20 protein-coding genes are annotated in these 23,861 nt (G+C 32.8%); 14 read left to right on the plus strand and 6 right to left on the minus strand.

What is annotated here, in order from left to right; translation table 11 throughout:
• The first annotated feature begins 2 nt into the window (after positions 1–2).
• From M4I23_RS11115 to M4I23_RS11175, 13 genes are all read left to right on the plus strand, one after another.
• A complete protein-coding gene (locus M4I23_RS11115) occupies positions 3–692 on the plus strand; it encodes a DUF2064 domain-containing protein (protein ID WP_249754432.1) in 690 nt (229 codons plus the stop codon).
• A 50-nt stretch (positions 693–742) separates the two neighbouring features.
• Positions 743–3,934: a SusC/RagA family TonB-linked outer membrane protein gene (locus tag M4I23_RS11120; RefSeq protein WP_249754433.1), complete on the plus strand. Its 3,192-nt coding sequence runs from the start codon at positions 743–745 to the stop codon at positions 3,932–3,934.
• Positions 3,935–3,973: 39 nt separating this feature from the next.
• Positions 3,974–5,416 (plus strand): SusD/RagB family nutrient-binding outer membrane lipoprotein, encoded by a 1,443-nt coding sequence (locus tag M4I23_RS11125; RefSeq protein ID WP_249754434.1) that lies wholly within the window; start codon positions 3,974–3,976, stop codon positions 5,414–5,416.
• Positions 5,409–6,752, plus strand: coding sequence for a sodium:solute symporter (locus tag M4I23_RS11130; protein ID WP_249754435.1), 1,344 nt, complete (start codon positions 5,409–5,411; stop codon positions 6,750–6,752). Before M4I23_RS11125 ends, M4I23_RS11130 begins: the two co-directional genes overlap by 8 nt.
• The gene (locus M4I23_RS11135; protein WP_249754436.1) at positions 6,737–7,567 is read left to right on the plus strand and encodes a metallophosphoesterase; all 831 of its coding nucleotides are present in this window, start codon (positions 6,737–6,739) and stop codon (positions 7,565–7,567) included. Before M4I23_RS11130 ends, M4I23_RS11135 begins: the two co-directional genes overlap by 16 nt.
• Before the next feature lie 52 nt (positions 7,568–7,619).
• Positions 7,620–8,114, plus strand: a complete 495-nt coding sequence (locus M4I23_RS11140) for a rhodanese-like domain-containing protein (protein ID WP_158844775.1) — start codon at positions 7,620–7,622, stop codon at positions 8,112–8,114.
• On the plus strand, positions 8,107–8,736 hold the full coding sequence (locus M4I23_RS11145) for a TIGR04282 family arsenosugar biosynthesis glycosyltransferase (protein WP_249754437.1): 630 nt from the start codon (positions 8,107–8,109) through the stop codon (positions 8,734–8,736). The genes M4I23_RS11140 and M4I23_RS11145 overlap by 8 nt, the downstream gene beginning before the upstream one ends.
• Complete coding sequence (locus tag M4I23_RS11150) at positions 8,729–9,541, plus strand: purine-nucleoside phosphorylase (protein WP_249754438.1); 813 nt, start codon at positions 8,729–8,731, stop codon at positions 9,539–9,541. The genes M4I23_RS11145 and M4I23_RS11150 overlap by 8 nt, the downstream gene beginning before the upstream one ends.
• Position 9,542: 1 nt before the next feature.
• Positions 9,543–9,746 carry a hypothetical protein gene (locus M4I23_RS11155; RefSeq protein ID WP_158844784.1) on the plus strand — a complete coding sequence of 68 codons (204 nt, stop codon included), beginning with the start codon at positions 9,543–9,545 and terminating at the stop codon, positions 9,744–9,746.
• 71 nt (positions 9,747–9,817) lie between these two features.
• Positions 9,818–10,699 (plus strand): sterol desaturase family protein, encoded by an 882-nt coding sequence (locus M4I23_RS11160; protein ID WP_158844787.1) that lies wholly within the window; start codon positions 9,818–9,820, stop codon positions 10,697–10,699.
• The gene (locus M4I23_RS11165; protein ID WP_158844790.1) at positions 10,696–11,592 is read left to right on the plus strand and encodes a DUF547 domain-containing protein; all 897 of its coding nucleotides are present in this window, start codon (positions 10,696–10,698) and stop codon (positions 11,590–11,592) included. The genes M4I23_RS11160 and M4I23_RS11165 overlap by 4 nt, the downstream gene beginning before the upstream one ends.
• Positions 11,585–12,286 (plus strand): TIGR04283 family arsenosugar biosynthesis glycosyltransferase, encoded by a 702-nt coding sequence (locus M4I23_RS11170; RefSeq protein WP_249754439.1) that lies wholly within the window; start codon positions 11,585–11,587, stop codon positions 12,284–12,286. The genes M4I23_RS11165 and M4I23_RS11170 overlap by 8 nt, the downstream gene beginning before the upstream one ends.
• 158 nt (positions 12,287–12,444) lie before the next feature.
• Positions 12,445–13,968: a carboxypeptidase-like regulatory domain-containing protein gene (locus M4I23_RS11175; RefSeq protein WP_249754440.1), complete on the plus strand. Its 1,524-nt coding sequence runs from the start codon at positions 12,445–12,447 to the stop codon at positions 13,966–13,968.
• Positions 13,969–14,101: 133 nt separating this feature from the next.
• On the opposite strand, the gene M4I23_RS11180 is transcribed toward M4I23_RS11175, so the two are convergent.
• Entirely contained in the window at positions 14,102–14,833 is a 732-nt protein-coding gene (locus M4I23_RS11180; RefSeq protein ID WP_249754441.1) for a metallophosphoesterase family protein, read from the minus strand.
• A 206-nt stretch (positions 14,834–15,039) separates the two neighbouring features.
• Between M4I23_RS11180 and M4I23_RS11185 the strand changes: the two genes are divergently transcribed.
• Positions 15,040–18,492 carry a pyruvate carboxylase gene (locus M4I23_RS11185; RefSeq protein ID WP_249754442.1) on the plus strand — a complete coding sequence of 1,151 codons (3,453 nt, stop codon included), beginning with the start codon at positions 15,040–15,042 and terminating at the stop codon, positions 18,490–18,492.
• Positions 18,493–19,044: 552 nt separating this feature from the next.
• Here the strand turns inward: M4I23_RS11185 and M4I23_RS11190 are convergent.
• The 5 genes from M4I23_RS11190 to M4I23_RS11210 are packed head-to-tail and all read right to left on the minus strand — an operon-like array spanning position 19,045 to position 23,702.
• Positions 19,045–20,304, minus strand: coding sequence for a POTRA domain-containing protein (locus M4I23_RS11190; RefSeq protein ID WP_249754443.1), 1,260 nt, complete (start codon positions 20,302–20,304; stop codon positions 19,045–19,047).
• A complete protein-coding gene (locus M4I23_RS11195) occupies positions 20,304–21,053 on the minus strand; it encodes a hypothetical protein (protein WP_249754444.1) in 750 nt (249 codons plus the stop codon). Before M4I23_RS11195 ends, M4I23_RS11190 begins: the two co-directional genes overlap by 1 nt.
• Entirely contained in the window at positions 21,037–22,044 is a 1,008-nt protein-coding gene (locus M4I23_RS11200; protein WP_158844808.1) for a glycoside hydrolase, read from the minus strand. The genes M4I23_RS11195 and M4I23_RS11200 overlap by 17 nt, the downstream gene beginning before the upstream one ends.
• 36 nt (positions 22,045–22,080) lie before the next feature.
• Entirely contained in the window at positions 22,081–22,965 is an 885-nt protein-coding gene (locus tag M4I23_RS11205) for a hypothetical protein (protein ID WP_249754445.1), read from the minus strand.
• Positions 22,966–22,985: 20 nt separating this feature from the next.
• Positions 22,986–23,702 carry a DUF547 domain-containing protein gene (locus M4I23_RS11210; RefSeq protein ID WP_249754446.1) on the minus strand — a complete coding sequence of 239 codons (717 nt, stop codon included), beginning with the start codon at positions 23,700–23,702 and terminating at the stop codon, positions 22,986–22,988.
• Positions 23,703–23,861 lie beyond the last annotated feature (159 nt).

A 23,861-nucleotide genomic window follows, 5' to 3' on the forward strand; every position in this document is an offset into this window, starting at 1 on the left:
AGATGAAGAAAAATAAAATAGCCATATTAATTTTTGCTAACTCTGCCGAGAAGGAGATGGTTTCAAAACCATTACCCTCGCCCAGCAGTTTGTTTGAAGCGTTAAACCTTCAAACTATAAATATTGCAAAAAAAACAGGCTTACCTTATTTTCATCTTAGCGAAAACCAACAAATTGGAGTAAATTTTGGAGAACGTTTTACAAACGCCATTCAATCTGTTTACAATAAAGGTTATGATACCGTTATTACCATCGGGAATGACACACCACATTTAACAGCAAAACATATTTTAAAAACTGCAGAGAAACTAAAACATCATCATGTTGTTCTAGGCCCTTCGACAGATGGTGGTTTTTATTTAATGGGTTTAAAAAAGGATCTATTCAATCCTGATGTTTTCTTAAAATTACCTTGGCAAACTACCAATTTAAATAGGAATATTTCTAAAGTATTAGCTTCTGAAAATACCCAAATTCATTATTTAGAAGTATTAACCGATATTGATAATGCTTCGGATATAGAACGTGTTTTAAATAGTTTCAAAAGCATTTCGGCTGCTATTAAATCTATTCTACTTCAATCTATTTCAATTTCAACTAAAATAATAGCTTACCATATTACAGCCTTTCACAACTTCGTATTAAAAAGGCAACACAATAAGGGCTCTCCTGCTCTACTTCATTTACAATAGTTTTACGACATCAATCTTCACGAAGATTTTACTAACTTTTATTTAACTAAATGAAGCATATTTTACTATGCATAACGTTTGCCATATTTGGCATTACGCATGCACAAACAACTATAACTGGTCGTGTTACAGATACGGAAAGCAACGCCCCTTTACCTTTTGTTAATATCTCAAGTAATAAAACAGGAACTATTAGCGATGAAAACGGAAACTATACTATTGAAGTAATATCTCAATCTAGCGTAATACAATTTTCTTTTCTCGGCTATAAAACGGAAACTATTACCGTTGGAAACAAAACGGTTATAAATGTGAGTTTATCGGAAGATGCCGCAGCACTAAACGAAATTGTTATTACAGCCTTAGGTATAAAACGAGATTCTAAAGCTTTAGGATATTCTGTACAAGCTATTAAATCGGAAAGCCTAACCAAAGTTAAAACGGTGAATTTCTTGGATAACCTCCAAGGAAAACTAGCCGGAGTTACCGTAACGCAAGGCGCAACAGGAGTTGGCTCTACGTCTAAAATCACCATTCGTGGTGAAGCCTCTTTCTCTAATAACAATCCGCTTTTTATTGTCGATGGCACACCTATTAACAACGAAACCGTTTTTAATTTTACAAATCAAGCTGCGGCAGGTTTTCAAGAAATAGATTTTGGTAATGGAGCCATGGAAGTTAATCCAGACGATATAGAATCGGTTACCGTTTTAAAAGGCGCAAATGCTGCTGCTCTTTACGGCACACGCGCTGCGAACGGTGTTATTGTTATAAAAACTAAAGATGGCAACAAGCAAAAAGGGTTTCGTGTTAGTTTAAACACATCCATAACTGTGGATTCTGCTTTTAAACTTCCTGAATTTCAAAACGAGTACGGCCAAGGACAATCTGGCCAGTTTGAATATGTTGATGGTTTAGGAGGAGGAACAAGTGATAATATCACCTATTCTTGGGGCCCGAAATTAGATACAGGTATTTTAGTACCACAGTTTGATAGCCCTGTACAACTTACCAACGGTAATTTTATTCGTGGTGGAGACACATCATTATATAACGATTTACCAATTACGGCAACACCCTTTACATCAAACCCAAACAACTTAAAAGATTTTTACAAAACAGGCTTAACAACCTCCAATAATATTGCTATTTCTAATGGTTTTGAGACTGGAAGTTACAGATTATCTTTTACCGATTTAAGAAGTGAATCTATTATTCCGGGTGTAAATTTGGATAGACAAACGGTAGCAACAAAACTTAACTTTAACCCTTCGGAAAGAACCGAAATAAACACCTCTATAAGCTACGTTAATTCCAGCAGTGACAATAGGCCTGCAAATGGCTACGGAAGTGAAAACGCAAATTATTCATTAGTTGCATGGGGACCGCGTTCTTTAGATATTAATAATTTAAAAAACTACTGGCAACCTGGTTTAGAAGGTGTACAACAATATTCTTTTAACTATACATTTTTTGATAATCCTTATTTTATTTTATCAGAAAACAGAAACGGTTTTGAACGTGATAGAATATTTGGAAACATTGCTATAAAACAAGAACTAGCTAATCATTTAAGTGTAACGCTTAGAACAGGAATGGACTACAGTAGTGAAACACGTCAATTTATTAGAAATTTTAGCAGCAATCGTTTTCAAAATGGCGCTTATACCGAGCACGATGTAAAATACAGAGAAATAAATACCGATTTTTTAATTAACTATAATAACACGTTCGGGAATTTATCTTTTGATATTTCTGTTGGTGGCAACCGTTTAAATCAAGCAGCTTCTACAAAACAATCGCAAACGGTAAACTTAGCACAACCTGGTATTTTCAGCTTAAACAATGCTGCATCGCCTATTGAAGTTTTTCAATTTGAAAGTGAAAAACGTATAAACTCGCTTTATAGCGTCGCTAAATTAGGGTATAAAAACTATTTATTTTTAGATATTACTGGCAGAAATGATTGGTCGAGTGCCTTAGCTACTCCTTTTTCTGTAGACGGAACATCTTTTTTCTACCCATCGGTTTCTACAAGTTTTGTTTTATCCAACGTTGCGAAACTACCTCGTTTTGTTTCATTTGCAAAATTACGCACTAGTCTGGCTCAAGTAGGTAACGATACGAGTCCTTACCAAACCTCTGGAACATTTGTTTCGCAAACTACATTTAATGGAGATGCTACTTTTAGTAATCAAGATTTTATACCAAATGCCAACTTAAAACCAGAACAAACTACAAGTTTTGAAATTGGTGCAGACCTTCGTTTTTTTAAAGATCGCCTAAATTTCGATTTCACTTATTACAATGCAGATACTAAAGACCAAATTATTTCTTTACCAATTGCTACCTCTTCTGGATACAACCAACAAGTTGTAAATGGAGGAACAGTAAACACACAAGGTGTTGAAATTGTACTTGGCATAACACCTATTAAAACTAAAAACTTTAATTGGAATTCTACATTTAACTTTGCAACTAACCGTTCTACAGTTAAAGATTTACCGCAAAATGATGGCAGATTAACCTTAGCCTTTAGTAGAATTTATGACAGTGCAGACCAAACCGTTTGGTTTCAGGTTGAAGAAGGCGGACGCCTCGGTGATTTCTACGGTACTGGATATTCTAAAAATGGCAACGGTGAATTTATTATAGATGATAACGGACGTTTTATAGCAGATAATACTTTAAAAAAATTAGGTAATTCTAATCCCGATTTCACTTTAGGATGGAACAATAATTTCACCTTAAAAAACTGGAATTTAAACTTCCTTTTCGATTGGAGGCAAGGTGGCGAAATTGTATCAAGAACGCGTGCTTTAGGTAATGTTGGCGGACAATTAGCAGAAACAGCCTATAGACCAGATGCCGGTATTATTGCCCAAGGTGTTAACCAAAACACAGGCTTAGCGAATACAACAGCCGTTACTGCAGAAAGCTATTACAGACAATTTTACGACAGAAATCACGAAGAAAACAATGTATATGATGCTTCCTTTTTAAAGCTTCGTCAGTTTGCTTTAGGTTATAACTTTAAACTTAACGAAGGCTTTCTAGGCCTTACTAACCAAGCAGAATTAACGATTTCTTTTACAGGAAATAATCTATTCGCTATTACTGAAAACCCACATTTCGATCCAGAACAAATAGCCGTTCAAGGAAATGGTTTTGTTAGTGGTGTTGAAGACTTAAGCTATGCTACAACACGAAGTTTTGGTTTTAAAGTAGGCATTGATTTTTAAAACATTTTTCCGTTTTAACGGAAATGAAAATATTAATTTATGAAAAACATTATATATATATTATCCTTTTTGATTCTATTGATTACAGCAAGCTGCACCAATGATTTTCAAAATATAAACACAAACCCAAACGCTCCGGTTTCTGTACAACCTAGTTTATTACTACGCCAAGTTATTTATAATTTCGGAGAAGAAATGAGTTATGAAGGTTTTGTTGCTGGCGATTTATTATCGCAACATCGTACAGCTTTAGATTTTAATTTATTTGATAGACATGCACTTAAATCACCGCAATTAGGCGGAAACCCTTGGCCTGTATTCTACACAAATTTACGAGATAACGAAATTATTTTAAATCAGTCGAGAACTTCCGAAGCCTTTAAAGTTTACGAAGGACCTGCATTAATTTTAAAAGCTTATATGGCTGCTGGACTAACCGACTTATTTGGAGATGTTCCTTATTTTGAAGCTTTTAATGGCTCTACAATTACAGTTACCCCAAGTTATGATAATCAAGAAGATATTTACCTAATGGAAGGAGGTATTCTCGACAACCTTAACAAAGGTATCATCGCAATTCAGAACTACAAAGATGCTATTCCTCTAGAAGGCGACATTTTATTTAATGGAGATTTAGAAGCTTGGATACGTTTTGCTAATTCATTAAAAATAAAGCACCTTATCAGAATTTCTAACAAAGAAGATGTGGCTGCAGAATTACAATCACTTTTTGATGATGACAATTATATAAAAGATAATTTACAGAATGCTGTTTTCGACTTTACGAATTCTGACCCAAATAGTTTTAGACTAGCACAATTAAGGGTTGGTGATTTTAACAACTTTGTACTTTCTGAAACTATGGTAAATATTTTAACCGACTTAAACGATACGCGAATAAATACGCTATTCAAGCCTTTTTCAAACTCAACCACGAATGAATTTAACGGTTTACTTAACGGTATCGACGCTACCTCAACAGCTGTATCTTTAGCTGATTACTCATTAGCAGGAACTATTTTTAGAGAAGACACCTCTACTCTGGATGCTAATTTTATAACTGCTTGGGAAGTGCATTTCGCTTTCGCGGAAGCTGCTTCAAAAAACTTAATCACAGCTGATGCGCAGCAACTCTATGAAACCGGTGTTACATTGGCTTTTGAATATTGGCACTCAGAATTACCTCTAGACTACTTAACAAATAATGCTGCTTTTAACGCTGTTGGCAAAACGCCTTTAGAGCAAATTATAACCCAAAAATGGATTGCAAATACTATAAACGGTTATGAAGGTTGGATTGAATATAACCGAACAGGTTTCCCCGAATTACAAACTATTTCGGCAAGTTTAAATAATGATTTAGTACCTCTTAGAATGCCCTACCCTGCCGAAGAAGAAACGCTTAACGCAGAAAACTATTTGGAAGCTGCTCTAAAAACAGATAATAACAGCATTAATATACCAGTATGGTGGAATGAATAACCTAGACACAACAACATTGCAATGGCTATTAATTATAACATCTAGTTTGATTTTATTTTTTATATCGCCGTTCGCTAAAACGAAAGATCAGTTTTTTAAAGCCACTAAAAGGTTAAAAAAGCCGAACACCTTAGTTTTAACGGGTAGCTTAATAATTTCTTGGATTTTTGCCAAAAGCATTACCAATGCGGCGAACCTCGGTTTAAGTTTTGGTATTGTTGGCGGCGTGGCTTATGCTGGTTATTATTTATCATTTGCCGTTGCAGGTATATTGCTTTATCAGCTTAGAGTTAAAGGTGGTTTTGAAAGTATTCATGAGTTTTTAACAACAAAGTTTGGTAAAGGTGCCATGGCCATTTTTTCAATTTTAATTGCTTTTAGGTTGTTTAATGAAGTTTGGAGTAACACCATGGTTATTGGTAGTTACTTTGGAGGACCGGGAAGCACGCCATACTATTGGTCTATAATTCTGTTTACGTTACTAACTTTAGCTTACGCTCTAAAAGGAGGATTAAGTAGTTCTATTTTTACAGATGTTATTCAAATGGGGTTATTTTCAGTTTTACTAATCATTATTTTATACAATATTTTTTCAATTGAAAACTTTTCAACTCAAGATATTGCATCTTCTGGCACGTGGAGTTTCGAATTAGGTTTAAACTTATTTTTTGCAGCTATTATTCAATCTTTTAGCTACCCATTTCATGACCCCGTTTTAACAGATAGAGCGTTTATAAGTTCTCCAAAAGTAACACGCAGAAGTTTTTTAATTGCGAGTATTTTAGGTGCTTTCTGCATAATTTCATTTAGTGTAATTGGTGTTTATGCACAAACCCACAATATGCAAGGGCAAGCTGCTGTTGAAGTAGGTAAAGCCTTTGGTGTATTCATTTTACTTATTATAAATTTTATCATGATTACGTCGGCTGCATCTACCCTAGATTCAACATTTTCATCCTTTTCAAAACTATTATCAATAGATTTAAACCTAGGTAAGAATGTAACCTTTGGTCGTGTATCCATGGTACTTATTGCTATTTTAGGCACAATTCCTATTTTTTTAAATGCTGAAATATTATCGGCTACAACCATATCGGGAACTATGGTTATAGGTTTAACACCTGTGTTTTTATTCTGGGATATAAAAGTTCCTAAAATAAGTTATTACCTCAGCGTGACATGCGGATTAATTTTCGGCATCATATTAGTATTAGAAATATTCCCCGAATCACTCATTTTTACACAAGGAAAATATGCCGATTTACTATGGATTAATTTCTGGGGCGTTTTAAGTTGTATCACATTATATATTATTCCAAAATGGATAAAAAAATAGAAAATTTAGGTCAAATTTCTGGCAAAGTATTACTTTTTGGCGGCGTCTATAGCAACCTTCAAGCTTTAGAAGCAATAAAACAAATTGCTGAAAAAGAAAATATTCTTCCAGAAAATTGTATTTGTACTGGTGATATTGTGGGCTATTGTGCACAACCTGAAGAAACCGTGCAATTGTTCAAAATATGGAATGCAAAAAGCATTGCGGGTAATGTTGAAATACAACTTAGCGAAGGTGCTACAGATTGCGGTTGTGAATTTAAAAAAGGTTCGCGCTGCGATGGGTTTTCTCAGCAATGGTATCCTTATGCACAAAGTAAACTTTCAAAAGATTCTTTAAATTTTGTAGACAGTTTACCAGATCATATTACCTTTAATTACGCTGGAAAAGAAGTGATAGTCGTTCATGGCTCTTATGAAAACACTTCAGAATTTATTTTTAAATCTTCGCCTTGGAAAACGAAAGCGCCAAACTTTCTAGAAAACAAATACGATGTTGTTATTAGCGGTCATTGTGGCTTACCATTTCAAGATGAACATGAAGATAAATTATGGATAAACCCAGGTGTAATTGGGATGCCAGCAAACGACGGAAACCCTAGTGTGTGGTATGCTATTTTAGACGATTCGCAAAACACATTCAGCTTTAAACATCACAGTTTATCCTATAATTATAGATTAACAAATAAACTCATGCAAAACGGGCTTTTACCAAAAGAATACGCAAAAACTATTATTACTGGTATTTGGGATAACACCGAGATTTTACCGGCTATAGAAAGTGGTTTGCAAGGCTTTGGCGTTAATATAAATTAACACCAAATCACCATCAATTGTAATTTTATTAAATTTGAGAGACTAAATCGATATGAAAAACAGCTTATTTTTATTAATACTTCTTCAAGGGGTTTCTTTGTTTGCTCAAAAATCTATTGACAAATTATTAAAACAATATAACGATAATAGTGTGCCTTATATAAGTGTACAAGAACTAGCTATGCCAAACACTAACGCCACTATTCTCGATTCCAGAGAACTCAAGGAATACGAAACTAGCCATTTAAAAAATGCCATTCATGTTGGTTACGATCATTTTAAAATAGATAGTGTTTATAAAAAAGTACCGAATAAAGAATCTAAAATAGTAGTGTATTGCTCCGTTGGTATTCGTTCAGAATCAATAGCCGATAGTCTTAAAAAAGCAGGATACACACATGTAGAGAATTTATATGGTGGAATTTTTGAATGGAAAAGCAATGATTTCCCTGTATATAATAGAGAAGAGAAAGAAACAGATAGTATTCATACATTTAATAAAGTATGGAGTAAATGGCTAAAAAAAGGAATAAAAGTATATGAATAAAGAACTCGTTATTGTTTTTGTGAAAAACATAAAACTAGGAAAAGTAAAAACTAGACTAGCCAAAACGATTGGAAATCAAGGCGCTTTTGATGTTTATACCGAATTGGTAGAAGTTACAGAAAAAGCAACTAAAAACCTTAAAGCAGACAAACGTATTTATTTTTCTGAAACCATAGTGGAATCTATGTGGAAAAACGATTATAAAACAGTCCAAAATGGCCCTGATCTAGGAGAACGTATGAGTAATGCTTTCCAACAAGGTTTTAAAGATGGTTATGAGCGTATTGTGTTAATCGGTTCCGATTTACCAGATATCACAGCCACACAAATAAACTCAGGATTAGAAGCTCTTAACAAAAGTGATGTGGTATTTGGACCTGCTGAAGATGGCGGCTATTACTTAGTTGGTTTTTCTAAATTTCATAATTTTGTCTTCCAAAACAAACCTTGGAGTCAAGACTATTTATTAAAAGAAACGTTAAGCCAATTAAAAGAAAATCGAGTAACTTTTAGTACTTTAGAGACCTTAAATGATATTGATACTTTTGAAGATTTAATAGCTTCAAAATTTTATCAATCTAACTTAGAGTTACAAAAAAAACTAAAACAATTACATGATTAAATTTATAGAAGAAACAGTAGATTACTTAAAAGAAAAAGGATTTGAAAGTCCAGAAATAGGTGTCATTTTAGGTACAGGATTAGGCAAACTTGTAGATGAAATAAATATTATAAAAGAAGTAAGCTACAACCACATCCCTAACTTCCCGACAGCCACTGTAGAATTTCATAAAGGAAAACTTATCTATGGCGAACTAGAAGGCAAAAAGGTAATTATAATGCAAGGACGTTTTCATATATATGAAGGCTATAGCTTGCAAGATGTTACGTATCCTGTTCGTATTATGGAAAAACTAGGAATAAAAACGTTATTGGTTTCTAATGCTTCTGGAGCTATAAATCTAGACTATAAAAAAGGTGAGCTTATGCTTATCGACGATCATATAAATTTACAAGGCAGTTCGCCTTTAGCTTTTAAAGGTGTTGAACAATTAGGAGAACGTTTCGCAGATATGAGCCTGCCTTATGATACCGAAATTAACGCTAAATTCAAAAGTATTGCTAAATCAAACAACATAAAACTTCACGAAGGTGTTTACGCCAGTGTAGTTGGCCCACAACTAGAAACCCGTGCAGAATACCGCATGCTAAAAATTATTGGTGCAGATGCCGTTGGTATGAGTACTGTTCCAGAAATTATTGTTGCTAACCATTTAGGATTAAAAGTAGCAGCCATTTCTGTATTAACAGATGAGTGCGACCCAGAAAACTTAAAACCAGTAGATATTAGCGAAATAATTGCTATCGCTTCTAAAGCAGAACCAAACATGATTACGCTTTTTAAAGAATTGATAAAAACAATCTAATTTGAAAATATTACTATCCTTTATTATACTAGCATTATCAATATACAAAGTGTTAACTAGTTTTATGTTAAACGAAAAATACGGTATACTTTTCGATATGAAAATAAATATTTGGATTTACAGAGCTATATGGGCTATAGCAGGTTTATCATTTGCATACAACCTTTTTAAAATATACAAAGACAAAAAGCGATTTGGTATATAATTGTGCTTAAGATTCCGCTTTACACTAGTTTGATTTACCTTAATAATCAGGATTAGATTATTTAGTTTTATATGAATAAATACCTAGACATAATAAAAAATGCTTATTCCGGTTATTGGAATTACCTTAAAAACGAGATACTTTTTCCAAACCAATGGGATAACTATTTTTATGGATTAATAGCCATTTCTCTAATAGTTTGGGGATTGGAGATTGTATTTCCATGGCGTAAAAATCAATCTATTTTTCGAAAAGATTTTTGGTTAGATACCTTTTACATGTTTTTCAATTTCTTTTTATTAAACCTTATTATATTAATTGCACTTTCTAATACAGCCGCAGAATTTTTTAATGATCTTTTAAAAACAATTGGGTTATCTCTAAATGATTTTCAACTCTTTAATGCTAACGATTTACCAAAATGGCTCGGTTTAATCATTTTCTTTTTGGTATCCGATTTTGTTCAATGGAACACGCATAGATTACTGCACCGTTTTGAGTTCTTTTGGAATTTCCATAAAGTACATCACTCGGTAAAAGAAATGGGGTTCGCAGCTCACTTACGCTATCACTGGATGGAGCCCATAGTTTATAAATCACTTCTATATATTCCGCTAGCATTAATTGCAAATTACAGTGCGCAAGATGTTGCTATTGTTTATTTTTTCAGTATTGCTATAGGTCATTTAAATCACGCCAACTTAGGTTGGGATTATGGCCTTTTAAAATATGTATTTAATAATCCTAAAATGCATATTTGGCACCATGTAAAAAGTCTACCAAAAGATGTTAGGTTTGGCGTAAACTACGGACTAACATTAAGTATTTGGGACTACATTTTTAAAACCGATTACGTGCCTCACGATGGTAGAGACATTGAATTAGGGTTTGATGATGATGAAAAATTTCCAAAAAATTTTATTAGTCAAGAACTTTACCCTTTGAAAAAATGAAAAATTTAATTTACTTCAGTTTTAGTTTTTTTTTGCTCGCTTGTAGTGCCAATAAAACAGTTACACAATTACCTCAACAAAACATGCCTTCTACCCTACCAGCAGTAACCGTTGAACCAGAAAAAATAGAAAAAACCGAGTCAATAAAAGAAAGTAGCGAAACAGAAATCAATACTATTAATATTACCAAAGAACCAGTAAGCGAAACTAATAGCACTGAAGAAACTGTTAATAAAGATATTGCAGCACCGCATAAATTATGGAATGAGTTATTACAAAAACACGTTTCGGATGCTGGACATGTAAATTACAAAACCTTTAAAACGGAGAGATCAAAACTACTAAGCTACATACAGGATTTAAACCTCATCTATTCTGATGATAGTTTTAAATCGCTTTCTAAAGAAGAAGCTCTCGCCTTTTGGATTAATGCCTACAACGCCATGACGGTAGATTTAATTCTTCGAAACTACCCGATAAAAAGCATAAAAGACATCGATAAACCTTGGGATCAACGTTATTGGAAATTAGGTGAAAAATGGTTTAATTTAAATGATATTGAACATGAAATTTTACGCAAAATGGACGAACCAAGAATTCATTTCGCCATTGTTTGTGCTTCGGTTTCTTGCCCTAAATTACAAAACACAGCTTTTACAGCTTCTAATATTGAAACACAACTAACCTATGCTACTAAGGAATTTTTAAGTGATCCGGAACGTAATGAAATTTCAGAAAACAGTATCAAGATTTCAAAAATATTTCAATGGTTCTCTAAAGATTTTAAGAAAAACGGCGATTTAATAGACTTTTTAAATCAATATTCAGATGTTGAAATTTCAGCGAAAGCGAAAAAAAGTTTTAAAGATTACAACTGGAATTTGAATGAATAAAATATCCATCATAATTCCTGTTTTAAATGAAGCTGAAACTATTGAAAATTTACTTTTCTACCTGATAGATTGTTCTTCATTAAATAATATCTCGGAAATTATTGTTGTTGATGGTGGCAGTACAGATGGTACGATACCGATAATTAAAAACTTAGGCCTAAATATTAAAGTTTTAAACTCTGAAAAAGGTCGTGCCAAACAAATGAATCTTGGAGCAAGTGAGGCTAACGGTAATATTCTATACTTTCTACATGCCGATTCTTTACCGCCAAATAGATACGATCAACTGATATTATCGGCTATAGAAAACGGCAACGCTGCAGGTTGTTTTAAAATGAAATTCGACTCTAACCATTGGTGGCTAAAACTAGCGAGTTGGTTTACGCAGTTTAATTGGCAAGTGTGTCGTGGCGGTGACCAAAGCTTATTTATTACTCACTCCCTTTTTAAAGATATTGGTGGCTTTGATGAAAACTTCACCATTTACGAAGACAACGATTTTATTGCCAAATTATACCAACGTAAGCAATTTGTGGTAATACAAGAATGGCTAACAACCTCTGCTAGAAAATATAATAGTCATGGTATTTGGAAACTTCAATTTCATTTTTGGGCTATTCATTTAAAAAAACGATTTGGGGCTACACCAGAAAAAATACACCAATACTACCTAAAACACATTACGACTAATTAACTAAAAAACAGTTAATTAGAACAAACCCATGCTTTTTTATCAATGTTTTAACATCCATTTCGTTTTATGTTAAAAACTGATAAAATTCACTTAAATAAAAATTAAATGTTACAAATGGTTCGGTAATTCGTCTACTTTTATAAGAAACAACAATATACATGAAACATTTCTACATTTTTATTGCCACCTGTTTATTATCGATTTACAGCCACTCACAAGAATCTCTTAGTGCCAAAATTTTAGATTCTCTTACGCAAGAACCTATTCCGTATGCCACTATTTCTATTAATGACAATTCGGGTGTTATTAGTAACGCCAATGGAGATTTTCTTATTTATTTAAATAAAAAAACGGCCAGTCAAGATTCTTTAAAAATTAGATGTTTGGGTTACGAAACCAAACAATTTCTAGCTAAAAACTTTAAAGACAGTATTGTTTTTCTAAGCACAAAAGCCATGGAATTGGATGAAGTTTTAGTTTCTAATAAAAACTATACGCCCGAGGAAATTATTGAAAAAATACAGGAAAACCTAGAAAACAATTACGATCATAATTTTACAAAAAGCAAACTATTTTACCGAGCCTCATCGTTTCAAAACTTAATAAAAAATGATGTTGAAGTCAACGAATCGACTATTCCGGAATTTAACCAACAATTTATAGATAGCTTAGTTGCTGCTATTCCTAAAAATGCTGACGATTACACTGAAATCCTAGCCAACTTATATGGTAAACCTGGTGAAGGTGATGATCAAAAAATAGATATTATTAAAGCTTCGCATTTATACGACAAAAGCGCAGAAATGAGTTTTGAGAGTTACGAAGAAAAGCTAAATACTATTCTAAAAAAACACGTAAAACGCGATTCATATTTCAAAATTAAATCAGGTTTCTTTGGTGTAAAAACAGATATAGACTCTACTGCTTTTGATTATGGTGAGCAAAAGGAAGACGTTAAAAAAACGGAAGCCATGCTTGCAGAAGAACAAAAGAAAGAAGCAGAGCGTAAAAAAGATTTTTCTAATTACCGTAAATCGGCCATTGCAAGACTTGAACATGGTAGCTTTATTTTTGAAGACAGCGATTTAAACTTTTTAGAAAAACAAAATCGTTTTGAATTCAAAGTTGAAGATTATAGTTTTTTAAATGATGAATTTGTTTATAAAATAAGCTTTACTCCAAAACGAAAAGAAGATTTTAAAGGAACAATTTATGTGAATACAGATGATTTCGCGATTGTTAGAATAGATTATGAAAACGTAAAAGTCCTTAAAAACTTTAAATTACTAGGCTTATCTCACACAAGAAACTTAAAAAAAGGAACCCTTATTTATTCTAAAAACGAAACCGAAAAATACACTTTAAAATATGCTGAGTTAGAAGAAGGTAGTCAATTTGGTATTAAACGTCCGTTAACAATTATTGAAAAAAATAAGCACGTTAAAGGCAGACGCAAACAAAACGAATTAGATACCGATATTCATTTTGTAATGGCGATTAAAGAAAAAAGTGAATTAGTAGTTTTTGAAAACGAACAAATAACGGAAGTTACCTTTAACGACTTTACAGAAAAACCAAAAGTAGAACCGGTGTATTTACCAAAATACGATCCGGAATTTTGGAAAGGTTATAACGTCATTGAGCCAAACCAAGCTATTAAAGGTTTTAAGAGTTTGGAATAAACAATCAAACACTTATTATCATTATTTTTTTGTGATGTAGACAAAGTAGAGACCACATATGGAACTAGATATTCGTTATGTGATGTTTACTTTGTCTACATGACATTACTGTTTATTGATGACACGATGAAAACTAATCTTTATTACGCCCTTTTTCATTTGGATACAAGGTGTAAACAGGATCACTTTGTAAAAACGTTTTAGTTTCAATATCCATACCAGAAATCCTACCTTTAAATGCAGCACCTGTATCTACATTCCAGATATTAACGGCGTTCATAGGTATATCACATTTAAAATTAGTTGTTGGTGTGTGCCCAATATAAATTTCGTGATAATGTTTTAATCTATTTGGATAGAAATAAGAATCAATCTTTAAATTATTATCTATCGCCAAAGCCATCTCCCAAAGTGTTCTATCAAAATACAAGGTTGGCTTATGTACTTCCTTTTCAACGCCGTGCATAGATGTAAACCCTGCATGAAGAAACAATCGGTTTTGGTTATCTAAATAGTAAAACTTTAAGTTTTCAAAAAAAGCAATCTGTTCCTCTTTTTCCTCTTTTGTAAAACCATTATAACTCGCCATAGTTTCTTTTCCGCCGTGCACATACCACGTTTGGTTTACTTCTCCCGTTTTTAGCCATTCTTCGCACCAAACATCATGGTTCCCTCTTATAAACACACAGTTTATCTTTTTGGATAAATCCATTAAAAGCTGAACAACTTGAGCAGATTCACTCCAACCATCTACATAATCACCCATAAAAATAAGGTTATCATCATCTTTAACTTCTAACTTATTTAAAAGTTGAACTAATGCTTTTAACCCACCGTGAATATCTCCAATTACAATTGTTCGCATGTGTACTTTCTTTTTCCGCAAAGCTAATTGAATATAAATAATTTAAAAAATTGTAATATTAAATTTAAATTAAAAATCATTTTACAGATTCTTTATTAAAATGCTGTTTATTCAATAATTAAAAGACCTGATAATCAAATATGTTATAAATAATTTAATTATATTTAATACCAAATTAAACTTTAGTAAACTAAACACCACACACCTTGAAAATAGAAAAAATACTTGTAGCCAATAGAGGCGAAATTGCCATTAGAATATTTAGAGCTTGTACAGAAATCAACATAAAAACAATCGGTATTTACACTTTTGAAGACCGCTATTCCTTACACCGATATAAAGCTGACGAATCTTACCAAATTGGAGAAGATAATGAACCTTTAAAGCCCTATTTAAATATTGATGCAATTATAAAAATCGCATTAAAAAATGGTGCGGATGCTATACACCCTGGTTATGGTTTTTTATCTGAAAATGCAGACTTTGCACAAGCTTGTGAAGACAATAATATTATTTTTATTGGCCCAAAAGTATCTGTTTTAAAAGCTTTAGGAGATAAAATTATGGCCAAAACAGTGGCTGTTGAAAATAATATTCCTATTATTCAAAGTAACGAAAAGCCGTTAACTGATATTAACGTAGCCATTTCCGAAGCTAAAAAAATTGGTTACCCTATTATGCTAAAAGCAGCTTCTGGCGGTGGCGGACGAGGAATGCGAGTAATTAGGAAAGAAGAAGAGCTTAAAGGTGCCTTTAACGAAAGTAAACGTGAGGCTTTAAATGCTTTTGGTGACGATACCGTTTTTCTTGAAAAATTTGTAGAAAACCCAAAACATATAGAAATTCAAGTTGTTGCCGATAGTTTTGGTAATACCGTCCATTTATATGAACGTGATTGCTCTGTACAAAGACGTTATCAAAAAGTGATTGAGTTTGCCCCTTCTTACGGTTTAAAAGATGAAACAAAGCAGGCACTTTATAACTATGCTATTAAAATTTGTAAAGCAGTAAATTACAATAATATTGGTACGGTTGAGTTTTTAGTGGACGATGATGATTCTATTTACTTTATTGAAGTAAACCCACGTGTACAAGTAGAACATACCGTTACCGAGGTTATCACGAATATCGATTTAATAAAAACTCAAATTTTTATTGCTGGTGGTTATAAGTTATCGGACGAGCAAATTAAAATTCCGAATCAAGAATCTATTCATATAAACGGTTACGCGCTGCAATGCAGAATTACAACCGAAGACCCACAAAACGATTTTAAACCCGATTACGGCACTGTTTCGGCATATAGAAGTGCGTCTGGTTTTGGTATTCGGTTAGATGCGGGAAGTATATATCAAGGCGCTACTATTTCGCCTTTTTTCGATTCTATGCTGGTAAAAGTCACCGCAAATAGTAGAACGCTTGATGGTGCTAGTAGAAAAATTCGTCGAGCTTTAGCAGAATTCAGAATTCGAGGTGTAAAAACCAATATGCCTTTTCTAGATAACATTTTAAAACATGACACCTTTAGACAAGGAAAAGTTACGGTTAATTTCATTAAAGCGAATCCAGATTTATTCATATTTAAAGCGCCTAGAAATAGAGCGACAAAACTGATTACTTATTTAGGCGATGTTATTGTAAACGGAAATGCAGATGTTAAAAAAATAGATCATTCTAAAACCTTTATAAAACCAAAAGTTCCAAAATTTGATGCCGATGCCAGATTCCCTGAAGGCACCAAAGATTTACTAACCAAATTAGGTCCAGAAAAGTTCTCGCAGTGGTTAATGAATGAAAAGAAGGTTCATTTTACAGATACCACCATGCGTGATGCACACCAAAGTTTATTGGCCACACGTATGCGAACTTTCGATATGATGAAGGTTGCCGAAGGTTACGCCAAAAACCATCCAGATATTTTTAGCATGGAAGTTTGGGGCGGTGCTACTTTTGATGTTTGCTTGCGCTTTCTTCAAGAAAACCCATGGGAACGTTTACGCATGCTACGCAAAGCAATGCCCAATTTATTATTACAAATGCTTATTCGTGGATCGAATGGTGTTGGCTACAAAGCTTATTCCGATAATTTAATTGGCGAATTTGTAGAGCAATCTTGGGAAAATGGTGTTGATGTTTTTAGAATTTTTGATTCTCTAAACTGGATGAAATCTCTTGGCCCATGCATAGAACATGTGCGCACAAGAACTGGCGGTCTAGCCGAAGGTTCTATTTGCTATACCAACGATATTTTAAATCCAGAAAATACAAAGTATAACTTAAAATATTACGTTAATCTAGCCAAAGAAATAGAAAATGCCGGTGCGCATATTTTAGGCGTAAAAGATATGGCAGGTTTACTAAAACCTTATGCAGCTTACGAATTAATTTCAGCATTAAAATCGGAACTTAAAATCCCAATTCACTTGCATACACATGATACTTCATCTATACAATCGGCAACCTATTTAAAAGCTATTGAAGCAGGTGTAGATGTTGTAGATGTTGCTCTCGGTGGCTTATCTGGATTAACCTCGCAACCAAACTTTAACTCCGTAGTTGAAATGATGAAATTTCAAGACCGAGCAAGTCGTATTAATATCGATTCTTTAAATGAATATTCTAATTACTGGGAAACCGTAAGAGAATATTATTATCCATTTGAATCGGGTTTAAAGGCAGGATCGGGAGAAGTCTTTAAACATGAAATTCCTGGCGGGCAATATAGTAACCTAAAACCGCAAGCTAGAGCATTAGGCTTGGAAGATCGTTTTCATGAAATCACCAAAATGTATGGTGAAGTGAACACGCTTTTTGGAGATATTATAAAAGTAACGCCTAGTTCTAAAGTAGTTGGAGATATGGCGCAATATTTAGTGAGTAACAATTTAACCATTCAAGATGTGATAGAACGCGGCGATACGATTTCGTTTCCGCAGTCGGTTGTAGATTTATTTAAAGGCGAATTAGGTCAACCGGTAGGTGGATTTCCTAAGGCGCTCCAAAAGCTGATTTTAAAAGGTCAAGAACCTTATACCGATAGACCAAATGCGCATATTCCGCCGTTAGATATTGATAAAGAATTTAAAGCCTTCAAAAAAACATTTGAACATGATTTAAGTAGAACCATTGATTATACAGATTTCCTATCCTATCAGCTCTATCCAAAAGTATTTACAGATGCTTTCAATAAGCATTTAAAGTATGATAACCTCATGAATTTACCAACCAAGAATTTTTTCTACGGTATGGAAATTGGAGAGGAAACTATTGTAGAATTAGATAAAGGAAAAACACTACTTATCACTTTAGATTCCATAGGAAAAGCTAATGAAGATGGTATTGTAACCGTTTATTTTAAAGTGAATGGCCAAGGCCGAAGTGTTAAAATTAAAGACACATCAATAAAAGTTAATAAAGTTGAAAACATAAAAGCAGACAAAGCTGATGCCAATGAAATTGGAGCACCTTTACAAGGTATGCTATCTACTATTCTCGTTAAAAAAGGCGAAAAAGTAAATAAAAATCAACCCTTATTTATTATTGAAGCCATGAAAATGGAAACAACCATTACAGCAACTACAGATAGTACGGTTAAGAAAATTATTTTAAAAACTGGCTTTATGGTGAATTCTGAAGATTTGGTTGTTGTTTTGGAATAAACACAACATTATTTAATAAAAAAATGCCCAAATTAAACTGTATTTCACACTTACAGTTTAATTTGGGCATTATATATTATACTATTTATTACGATTGAAATACACGCTTTTTAACATTGAAAACCTGTTTCAATTTTTGAGAAAAACTAGCCTCCGTATTTGTTTGTTTGCTCATTTTTGAGACTGAACTCTTTTCTTCGTGTAATACTTGATAACAGTGGTAAGCTTGGGATATAAACATAATTTTAGGTTTTATAAAAAATTGAACATTTTAAATGTCCCATTTTATTATTAATTAAGATTTGGACTTGTTTTTGTAATAATTTACACTGCAAAGATATAGTCATCATCCATTTTTCAAAACACTGAAATTAATATATTTGTATGCTTATTTATCTGTTAATTTTGCATCATTTTGGGGTAAAATCAATGTATTGTAAGTAAACTAAAAAAAAATCACTAATTAAATAGAAAGAATTTTCTTCCGAATAAAAATATTTTTTTTTCGTAAAAACGCTTTAGCAATTAAAAAAATGGCAAAGCATCGATAAACTAAAAGTACTGACCAATACCAAACACTAAACCTTGTGTAGCGTTTTTAGAAACACCATAGCCATAATCTATTCTAAAAACAGCATTATAGATCTTCTTATGAAAAAAACGTAACCCAATGCCTGGATAAAGTTTCATGTTTTTACTTCTACTAAAATCGGATAGTTCACCACCAGGATTTCGCCAAGAACCAGCATCTACAAAGGCATTCCCTTGCAGAACAAACCAATCTTTTTCAAAAAGTGTGTGGCGGTATTCTGTATTAACGACTATTACACCCGTACCTCTATCTATGGTATTCCCTACGCCACGTATATTAACATTGTTATCTACAGAAAACGGTGCAAAAGGCGTATCGTTATTAGATGCTAAACCCAACCGAATTCTATTTGCCCAATTGCCTTTTTCCCCAACTCTTTTGAAGAGAAAAAAATCGTTCCAACCTATAAAAAATTCTTCAACACCTTCGCGTCTAGATGTTACAAACTGAAAATTAAACTGACTTCTAAATCCCGATATATACTGATAAGAATAATCTAAATTATTAAACTCGTAAATCCCTTTTAAAAGCCATTTAGGTATATTTAGTTCTAATGGAACCTCTGGACTTGTTTCCCCGCTTTCGTATTTATAATCTTCAACAAAAGTATTTATCCCAAGTTCTAGTTTGTTGCTAAAATTAAACTCGTACAAACCAGAAAGCCCTATAGACTTATTATTATACCGATAATAAGCCGATGTATTATTAAAAAACACCGGTTCTAGCGTGGTTAAACTCTGCAAATTAAAAGCCAAACCTAATTGTTTGGAAAACAAATAAGGTGCTCTAAAATTTAAAGCATAACTATGGAAAACATCTTTTTGATAAAATGCACCAACGGTAATATTTCTTCCTAAGGCATTAAATTCGGTTAACCCTAATCGATATGCAAATTCATCATTATCGGTTGTATAAATATTTAATGAAGGAATGAGTGTGAAGTTTTCTTCAATACCATAAAACACATTATAGCTACCTTCTTCCGTAGGAAATACTTGATAATACGCATGAGCTACCGAAGGCAAACGTTTTAGGCGCTTAATATCTTGTTCAATAACCGTAGAATCTAAAACACTACCACTTTTTATGGAGGCCAAACTTTTTAAAAAAGACGTTTTTAGTTTTTTATTTCCTTGAATTTTTAAATCGGCAATAATATGGTTTTGTGAAACACCACTAAAACAGATTAGTAATAAAATAAAGAGTAGTTTTTTTTTCATTATTTAGCAGCAAATGGCGTCATGATTACTTGGTTTACCCAATTATCTAAGCTCACGTCCATTACTGTAAATATATAATTATTTCCTGATATTAAATTTGGTGGTGTATTTGGAGTAATATTTAGCACCACATTATCTAGTTTATAATATTGAAATTGATTGTTGAATGTATATGTTCCGGAAATTAAATCTGAATCTTCCGTTGACAAAACTTCAAAGAAAATAGCGTTGTTTTCTTCGGAAATAATATCCCAAGTAAATAAAGGCATTAATGCTTGTTGTTGATTAATACTAACCTCATCGGTCCATAAAGAAGGCTGTTCGTTTTTTTTATTCCGAATTGGAGTTGCTATCTTTATAGCTTCATCTACATTGTAAACCACAGTAAACCAAGCGCCATTAGACTTGGTTTCAAAAAAACGTAAAGCACCATTAAAAAGTGGCTGGGTATCTAAATCAATGAATTTATATTCCGAAAAATCTTTGCTATCCACTTCAGATTCATCTGTTTCATATAATTTAAAATTGCTAGCACCTTCTTCTGGATAAAAATAAACGTAAACAACATTTACATCATTTTCACTACTGGCGGCACACGCAATAACGGTATCTTCTTCGTAAGTTTTATTGTTTAAGAATTGAGATAAAATAGTAGCATCATTTATAATTAAATCGTCGACATCATCAGTTGCACAAGAACCAAGAAATAGACATGCAATTACATATTTAAATTTACTTATGATCGCCATAATAAGATTGTATCAACTTTTCTACGGGTTTATTTTGAGGGGTAAATCTAGAATTATTTACGCCGCCCGCTGTTTCGTGATTATGAAACCATTTCCAAATAAAACCACCAGCAAACCACTCTTCTTTCCAGAATGTTTTAAATAAAGCTTGAGAGGTATTTGTTTGAGCCTGCAAGTTTACAGAATTCATACCCCTATCGCTTCGCCATGGTTCTTTACCAGAATAATCAACACTTCTATAACCAAACTCGGTAAATAATATAGGCTTCTTAAATACTTCTGATGTGCTTTTAATAACCGCTTTATGCACTTTCCAATTAGACATGCACTCTTCTAAAGTTGGTGTTTTAGTTTCACTAACCGGAAAATAGGCGTCTATACCAATATAATCTAACTCATCCCAAAAAGGTGTTCTTTTAAACTCATCCCAATTAGCTGCATAGGTAAGTTTACCTTTATAAATATCTTTAATTTTCGCAATTAAACCTACCCAATACTCAGGTCTTTGAGCTATAAATTTTTCTAATTCTGTACCTATGCAAAAAATCTCGGCATGTAATTCTTCTGCTAACTTGGCATATTCTAAAATAAACTTAGAGTACGATTGTTCGAAAACTTGCCAATTCTCTTCATTTGCCATTTCAATATGGCCAGTATATATCCCATGACTCACCCAAATTTGAGGCTTCAGCATTATTTTGATGTCTTGTTTTCGTAATTCAAGAGCATATTGCTTAGAGCCATTTCTAGTTTCTCCAAGCCATTGTCTTTGGGTATTAAACTTAATTTCCGGATGCGCAATATCCCTAATAAAGCCAAAAGGCATAATCGCAGCAAAATTGGCGTTTACTTTTACAACAGGCATAACATTAACCTGAGAAATAGCTTCTCTGGATGCCACAAAGCTTACGCCGTTAATTTTTTGTGGTTGGGCGTTGCAAGACTGTAGAAGCATTACTGCAACTAGAATTAAGAGTATTTCTCTTTTCATTTAAAAAGTTTTTTTAACTTCTAAAATAACTAATCATTAAAACAATGCTCTTAAACCTATGTTAAATGATTGTCCTAAGCCCGTATCATTACCTCTTACAAAGCCTGTATAAAGGGTTTCTACATTAAGAACATCTGTTAATTGATATTTTAAACCACCACCAAGTGCTGTAAAATCTTGAGAGAAATCATTTCCAGCATCAATTAATTGTGAGTGTTGTATCAACCCTAAAACAGTAAACTTAGAACTTGGGAAATAACTTAAAAACACGCCAGGTGTTAAACGTACGCTATTGTTTGCAAAACTATCTTCTTTTTTTCCGAAGTTATATTCCGAATTAAGTTCTGAAAACAATTGCCATTTTCCACCAGAAAAACTGTAATCATAGAAAAAACGATTCTGGAATATGAATCCTTTTTGATCTAGATACACACCGTTTTCAGTTTCATTATCTATTAAAGGAATATGAAAAGCCGTTTGAATGGTAAAATTACCAACACCCTTAATAGGATTAAATTTTATTGCTGGTGCGAAAGACGTTAAACCAGAACGTGCAGAGTTTGTTTCTCCATCAAATTTAAAAACATCTAAAGCGTCTCTACCTCCAACAACATTGGAACGAAACTCTAATAACAAACCAACATTTAATTTACTGTTAGCTGAAATACCTGTAAAAACATCTAGAGTGGAGGTGAAAAAAGTATTTCTTGGTATATCTTGTTTTTTACCATTCGGACCAAATAAATCTTTAGTTTCGGTATATAAATTATTAAACCACTTAATATCCCATTGCCCACTACTTAATAGTTTTGATGGTGTATAGGTTTGTATATTACTTTTTTTATTTTCAGTTGTATCTTCCTGGGCAAACCCCACTAAAGACATAGTTAATAGTAAAGTTATTAGTATTTTTTTCATCATTATGTGTTTTATAATTAGTATTAAAGCGCGTTAGTTTTCCAGTTGTAAGGAAAGTAACTCAGTTTATAATCGGCAGGGATTTTTTCGGTTCTATAAAGGTTAATAAAGTCTATTTCATTTTTTCCATTCATGGTAAAATCACCTTTATACCATTCCATAATTTGAGAAGCTTCTACACGAAGCTTTTTAACGTTTACCTTTAAAAAGCTTCCATTTATAGCCACTTTAGTTTGCTTCGTCATTTGGTTATTTAACGTTTTTGGTAAATACGCTTTACTAATTAATGGTGGGCAACCTATAGCACCACAAACTAATACAAAATGAAATCTAGCATCCTTGAAAGCCTCTCGTAAAAGTTTATTTTCAATATCATTCAATGTGATATTTTTACCTCCTAAAGCATGTGGTGTTTTATCAAAAAAACCTTTTTTATCTAAAGGAGAATTTAAAGGATAGTTATCCATTATTCCTTTTATTACGGACAAGTTATAGGCATTTATCCAGAATGCTTGGTATACATTAGCATCATTTTTAGAAACTGTAATACCTTCAGCTAAGCTTAAAACCTCATCTAATTGAGCTTGATCGGCATTTATTTTAGAATAATCAACTTTTCCGTTAACCACGTATTCTTTAAAAAAAGAATCGGCCTTTAAAAAGAAATCATTCGTGTTTTGTGCAAAACTTGCAAACGACAATAAACATATGGTTGCAGTAATAATAATTTTATTTTTCATACTATAAATTTTAATAATTCAAAATAACAACTCTTTTTTTTATTGAATTGTTAGCCATCTTACATTTTACAAAAGCTTCTATCAAAGTCCATTAAACTTAAAGCTCCTTACATCTAGATACCTATTTAAAATGATTATAAACTAATACTTCAAGTTAAG

The sequence above is a fragment of the Algibacter sp. L4_22 genome, assembly GCF_023473045.1.
Classification (GTDB): domain Bacteria; phylum Bacteroidota; class Bacteroidia; order Flavobacteriales; family Flavobacteriaceae; genus Algibacter.